General features: G+C 72.1%; 6 protein-coding genes. 5 read left to right on the top strand and 1 reads right to left on the bottom strand.

All coding sequences use genetic code 11. The annotated features are described in order from the left end of the window. Nucleotides 1–74 precede the first annotated feature (74 nt). Nucleotides 75–251, bottom strand: a complete 177-nt coding sequence (locus B2P18_RS02895; RefSeq protein WP_286955775.1) for a hypothetical protein — start codon at nucleotides 249–251, stop codon at nucleotides 75–77. A 70-nt stretch (nucleotides 252–321) separates the two neighbouring features. Between B2P18_RS02895 and B2P18_RS02890 the strand changes: the two genes are divergently transcribed. From B2P18_RS02890 to B2P18_RS02870, 5 genes are all read left to right on the top strand, one after another. Next, nucleotides 322–972, top strand: coding sequence for a hypothetical protein (locus B2P18_RS02890; RefSeq protein ID WP_286955773.1), 651 nt, complete (start codon nucleotides 322–324; stop codon nucleotides 970–972). A gap of 189 nt (nucleotides 973–1161) precedes the next feature. Further along, the gene (locus tag B2P18_RS02885; protein WP_239261587.1) at nucleotides 1162–1803 is read left to right on the top strand and encodes an ABC transporter permease; all 642 of its coding nucleotides are present in this window, start codon (nucleotides 1162–1164) and stop codon (nucleotides 1801–1803) included. After that, complete coding sequence (locus B2P18_RS02880) at nucleotides 1803–2969, top strand: ABC transporter ATP-binding protein (protein ID WP_239261585.1); 1167 nt, start codon at nucleotides 1803–1805, stop codon at nucleotides 2967–2969. Before B2P18_RS02885 ends, B2P18_RS02880 begins: the two co-directional genes overlap by 1 nt. Nucleotides 2970–3115: 146 nt before the next feature. Further along, the gene (locus B2P18_RS02875) at nucleotides 3116–3823 is read left to right on the top strand and encodes an ABC transporter permease (protein WP_286955776.1); all 708 of its coding nucleotides are present in this window, start codon (nucleotides 3116–3118) and stop codon (nucleotides 3821–3823) included. Between the two features lie 3 nt (nucleotides 3824–3826). Further along, a complete protein-coding gene (locus B2P18_RS02870; RefSeq protein WP_286955772.1) occupies nucleotides 3827–4822 on the top strand; it encodes a glycine betaine ABC transporter substrate-binding protein in 996 nt (331 codons plus the stop codon). The last annotated feature ends 69 nt before the right edge of the window (nucleotides 4823–4891 follow it).

The raw sequence follows: 4891 nt of genomic DNA, 5'->3' as shown, positions 1-4891 counted from the left end.
CCGCGCCTCGCCCTGTCGCCGCTGCCGGTGTGCGGCTCCGGGGGGCCCCCGCTCGAGGTGCGGCTCCGCCGCGCCTACCGGCGGTAGGAGGGGTCGCCGAGCTCGGCATCCCGCCGGTGCAGCCGCGACCGCACCTCCTCCGGCGTCATCGACCGCCGCTGCCGCTCGCCGCGCGCCGCCAGCACGCCGGTCGCCGCGACGCCCGCCAGGCCGGCCGCGCCGAGGAGCTTCCACCACGAGATGCGTCTCACGGCACGAGGATAGCCACCACGCCACCCGAGCCACGGCGCCTCAGACCGGCGCGGGTGCCAGACTCGGCGCATGGCGATCACGCTCGACCAGGCCGTGGACCACGCGCGCACCGGGGACATCTGGGTCTTTCGCGGGGCCAAGGGCGCCGACCGGGCGATCCAGGTCCTCACCAACGCCCCCGTCAACCACGTCGGTATGGCGGTGGTGCTCGACGACCTGCCGCCCCTGATGTGGCACGCCGAGCTCGGCAAGGGCCTGGTGGACCTGTGGACCGGGCAGCACCAGCGCGGGGTGCAGCTGCACGACCTGCGGGACGCGGTGACCCGCTGGCACGACGCCTACGGCCAGCGGGGCTTCCTGCGGCAGCTCACCCCTGAGGTGGGGCGCGAGCAGGAGGACGCGCTGCTGCGGACGATCGCGCGATGGGACGGCACGAGCTTCCCGCGCACCGCGACCCTCGCGGGCCGGTGGCTGCGGGGGCGACGCGGTCACCTGCCGTGGCGGCACGAGCAGCGACCGATCTCGGCGCGCCCCGAGCTGGCCTACTGCGCGGAGGTCGTGGCGGTGACCTACGAGGAGATGGGGCTGCTCGAGCCGGGTCGCCCGTCGAGCTGGTACGACCCCGGCAGGTTCTGGTCGGGCGACCAGCTGCCGCTGGCACCGGGGTGGCGTCTCGGCGACGAGATCGCCGTGACGACAGGCCGATCCGCGAGTTCGTGACCCGACCGTGATGTGCCCACCCCACAGCCCCCGGACCGGCGGTTGAGAGGTGACCGAGCCGGGGACGAGGACCCGCGCGGGCCCGACGAGTCCCCGGCGCGTGGTCTAGTGATCCCTTGAGCGACGGCGCCGAGAGGTCCGTCGACGCCGATGCGACCAGGAGGCCGTCCTCGTGAAGAAGTCCCAGCCGTGATCGAGTTCGTGCAGGACCGCTGGGCCGACATCGCCTACCGCTCCTACCAGCACGCCAGCCTCGTGACCCAGGCCGTCGTGATCGCGACCCTGGTCGCCATCGCCCTGGGCGTCCTCGTCACCCGCGTGCGCGCCCTGCGCGGCGTGGCCAACGCCCTCACCTCGATCGGCCTGACGATCCCGTCGTTCGCGCTGCTCGGCCTCGCCCTGCCGATCCTCGGCATCGGGGTGCTGCCCTCGGTGGCCGTGGTCGTCTTCTATGCCGTCCTGCCCATCCTGCGCAACGTCGTCGTGGGGCTCGACGGCGTGCCTGGTCAGCTGGTCGAGTCCGCCCGCGGCATGGGCATGAACCCCGTCGACACCTTCGTCCGCGTGCGGCTCCCGCTCGCCTGGCCCGTCATCCTCACCGGGGTGCGGGTGTCGACGCAGATGTCGATGGGCGTGGCCGCCATCGCGGCCTACGCCCTCGGTCCCGGCCTCGGCGGCTACATCTTCACCGGGTTGTCCCAGATCGGCGGCGCCAACGCCGTGTCCTACGCCCTCGTCGGCACCGTCGGCATCGTGCTGCTCGCCCTGCTGCTCGACGCCCTCCTGGTCCTCGTCGGCCGCCTCACCATCCCGAAGGGAATCCGGTCCTGATGCCTGCCACCCCCTCCTCCGACCGTCAGGTCAGCGGCGCCACCATCGAGCTCGACGTCGTCACGAAGTCCTACCCGGGCCAGAGCCGGCCCGCCGTGGACGGCCTCAGCCTGCACATCCCTGCCGGCGAGATCGTGATGTTCGTCGGCCCTTCCGGCTGCGGCAAGACGACCTCCCTCAAGATGCTCAACCGGCTGATCGACCCCACGTCGGGGCGCATCGTCGTCGACGGCGAGGACATCACCACCAAGGACCCGGACCAGCTGCGCCGCAAGATCGGCTATGTCATCCAGGGCGGCAGCCTCTTCCCCCACCTCACGGTGGCCCAGAACATCGGCCTGGTCCCCGGCCTGCTGAAGTGGGACAAGACCCGCACGCGGGAGCGGGTGGACGAGCTGCTCGACCTCGTGGGGCTGGCACCCGCGACATACCGGCACCGCTATCCCAAGGAGCTGTCCGGCGGCCAGCAGCAGCGGGTGGGCGTCGCCCGCGGGCTCGCGGCCGACCCGCCCGTGATCCTCATGGACGAGCCGTTCGGCGCGGTGGACCCGATCACCCGCCAGCGGCTGCAGGACGAGCTCCTGTCGATCCAGGAGGAGCTGCACAAGACGATCGTCTGCGTCACCCACGACATCGACGAGGCGATCAAGCTCGGCGACCGGATCCTGATCCTGCGCGAGGGCGCCCAGATCGCGCAGTACGACACCCCCGAGGTGATCCTCGCGGCCCCGGCCAACGAGTTCGTGGAGGACTTCGTCGGCTCCGGCTCGACGCTCAAGCAGCTCAGCCTCGCGCGCGTCGGCGACCTCGAGCTCCAGCAGGTGGCCACGGCGCGGGTCGGCGACCGGGTGGCCGAGGTGCGGCGCCAGCACGCCGAGTCCCGCAACCCCTGGCTGCTGGTGCTCGACGAGCGTCAGCGGCCCCTCGGCTGGACGCGGTTGGACCGCCTCGACGGGGACGCCGTGCGCCGGCCCGACACGTCCCGCCTGACGACGATCGACCGCCGGGCGACGCTCAACGACGCCCTCGACAGCATGCTGGCCGCGACCGAGGGCATGGCGGTGGTCACCGGCCGTCGCGACGAGTACCAGGGCGCCGTGACCTTCGACGCGGTCACCACCCACATCAGGTCCGTCGCCGCGGGTCGCGAGGAGGAGCCGGTATGACGTCCCCCGCCGCACCCGGGGTCGCCGCCTCCGGGGCTGACCCCTCCGACCCGGACGGCCGGTCCGACGCGGTCGGCTCGTCCGACGCGGCCACCCCGGCGCGGTCGCGGCCCCGGCCAGGGCGTCTGACCCGCCGCGACCGGGTGATGCTGCTCGTCCTGCCGGTGCTGGTGCTCGCGGGCGTCGCCGGGTGGGAGCTGTGGCGTCGCAGCGCACGCCTCGACACCATCGAGGCACGGGTCCTGACCTGGTCCAACGTCCAGACGCTGGCCACCCAGCATGTCGTCCTGACGGCGGTCTCGGCGCTGATCGTGGTGGGGCTGGCCGTGCCGATCGGCATACTGCTCACCCGTCCCGGCCTGCGCAGGTTCAGCGCGCCCGTGGTCGCGTTCGCCAACGCCGGGCAGGCCGCTCCGGTGATCGGGCTGATCGTGCTGCTGGCGATGTGGCTGGGCTTCGGGTTCTGGACCGCGGTGCTGGCGCTGTCGATCTATGCCTTCCTGCCCGTGCTGCAGAACACCATCACCGGGCTGCGCGGCGTGGACCCCACGCTCATCGAGGCCGCCCGCGGCGTGGGGATGAGTCAGCTGGCCACCCTCGTGCGCATCGAGCTGCCCCTCGCCGTCCCCGTCATCATGAACGGCGTCCGCACCGCGCTCGTGCTCCTCGTCGGGACGGCCAGCTTCGCGACCTTCATCGACGCCGGGGGCCTCGGGTCGCTGATCACCACGGGCATCAACCTGTTCCGCTACCCGATCCTCGTGAGCGGTGCCGTGCTCGTCGCGCTGCTCGCCCTCCTGGTCGACTGGGTCGGCCGGGTCCTCGAGACGCTCACGACCCCGAGGGGGCTCTGACCCATGGCTGGACGACGGATCACCGGGAGGACCGCGCTGGCGGGTGTGCTGACCGCAGCGGCCCTCGGCCTGTCCGGCTGCGGTCTCGGCACGGCCGGCGGCTACGCGCCGTCGGGGCAGCTGCAGGGCGAGCTGGACGCGGTGCCGTCCCTGCGCGGGGCGTCGGTCGCCGTCGGCTCCAAGAACTTCACCGAGCAGCTGGTGCTCGGCAAGATGGCGGTGATCCTGCTCTCCTCCGCCGGCGCCGAGGTCAGGGACTACACCAACATCCCCGGCTCGGCGAGCGCCCGGCAGGCCCAGCTCGAGGGTCAGGTGGACGCCGAGTGGGAGTACACCGGCACCGCGTGGATCTCCTACCTCGGCCACACCGACCCGATCCCCGACCCCGCCGCGCAGTACGAAGCGGTCCGCGCCGAGGACGCCAAGACCCACGCCCTGACCTGGCTGCCGCCCGCACCGATGAACAACACCTACAGCTTCGCTACGACCACGGAGAGGGCTCGCGCGCTCGGCCTGTCGTCGCTCGCGGACATCAAGAAGGTGCCGGTCGGGCAGCGGACCTTCTGCGTGGAGTCGGAGTTCGCGAGCCGCAACGACGGCTTCCGGCCGATGCTCAAGGCCTACGGGCTGGAGTACGGCACGGACGTCCCCGCGGGCAACGTCAAGGTGCTGGAGACGGGCGCGATCTACTCCGCCACCGACAGCGGGCTGTGCACGTTCGGCGAGATCTTCACGACCGACGGGCGCATCAAGGCGCTCGACCTCGCCGTGATGAAGGACGACAAGAAGTTCTTCCCCAACTACAACGTGTCGATGGTGGTGCGGCAGGAGACCCTGGCCAAGCACCCCCAGATCGCCCAGCTCTTCGCCCCCGTCACCAAGAAGCTCACGGACGACGTGATGATCGACCTCAACGCCAAGGTCGACGTCGAGGGGCGCGAGCCGGCCGAGGTCGCGCACGAGTGGCTGGTGCAGCAGGGCTTCCTCCGCGCGGAGTGAGCGCTGTCGGCGTGGCGCGTGACCTCGCCGGTTCGTGACGGGCCGGCCGTATGACGAAGCCCGGCGCGT

It is taken from the genome of Arsenicicoccus sp. UBA2120 (assembly GCF_002330965.1).
Taxonomy (GTDB): Bacteria; Actinomycetota; Actinomycetes; order Actinomycetales; family Dermatophilaceae; genus Arsenicicoccus; species Arsenicicoccus bolidensis.
The sequence above is the reverse complement of the archived record's forward strand: the minus strand, read 5'-3'. Positions and strand labels throughout refer to the sequence as shown.

What these genes read in the sequence shown, in the direction of transcription:
- B2P18_RS02890 (WP_286955773.1), top strand. Translation starts at nt 322, where the DNA reads ATGGCGATCACGCTCGACCAGGCCGTGGACCACGCGCGCACCGGGGAC.
- B2P18_RS02880 (WP_239261585.1), top strand. Translation starts at nt 1,803, where the DNA reads ATGCCTGCCACCCCCTCCTCCGACCGTCAGGTCAGCGGCGCCACCATC.
- B2P18_RS02870 (WP_286955772.1), top strand. Translation starts at nt 3,827, where the DNA reads ATGGCTGGACGACGGATCACCGGGAGGACCGCGCTGGCGGGTGTGCTG.
- B2P18_RS02875 (WP_286955776.1), top strand. Translation starts at nt 3,116, where the DNA reads ATGCTGCTCGTCCTGCCGGTGCTGGTGCTCGCGGGCGTCGCCGGGTGG.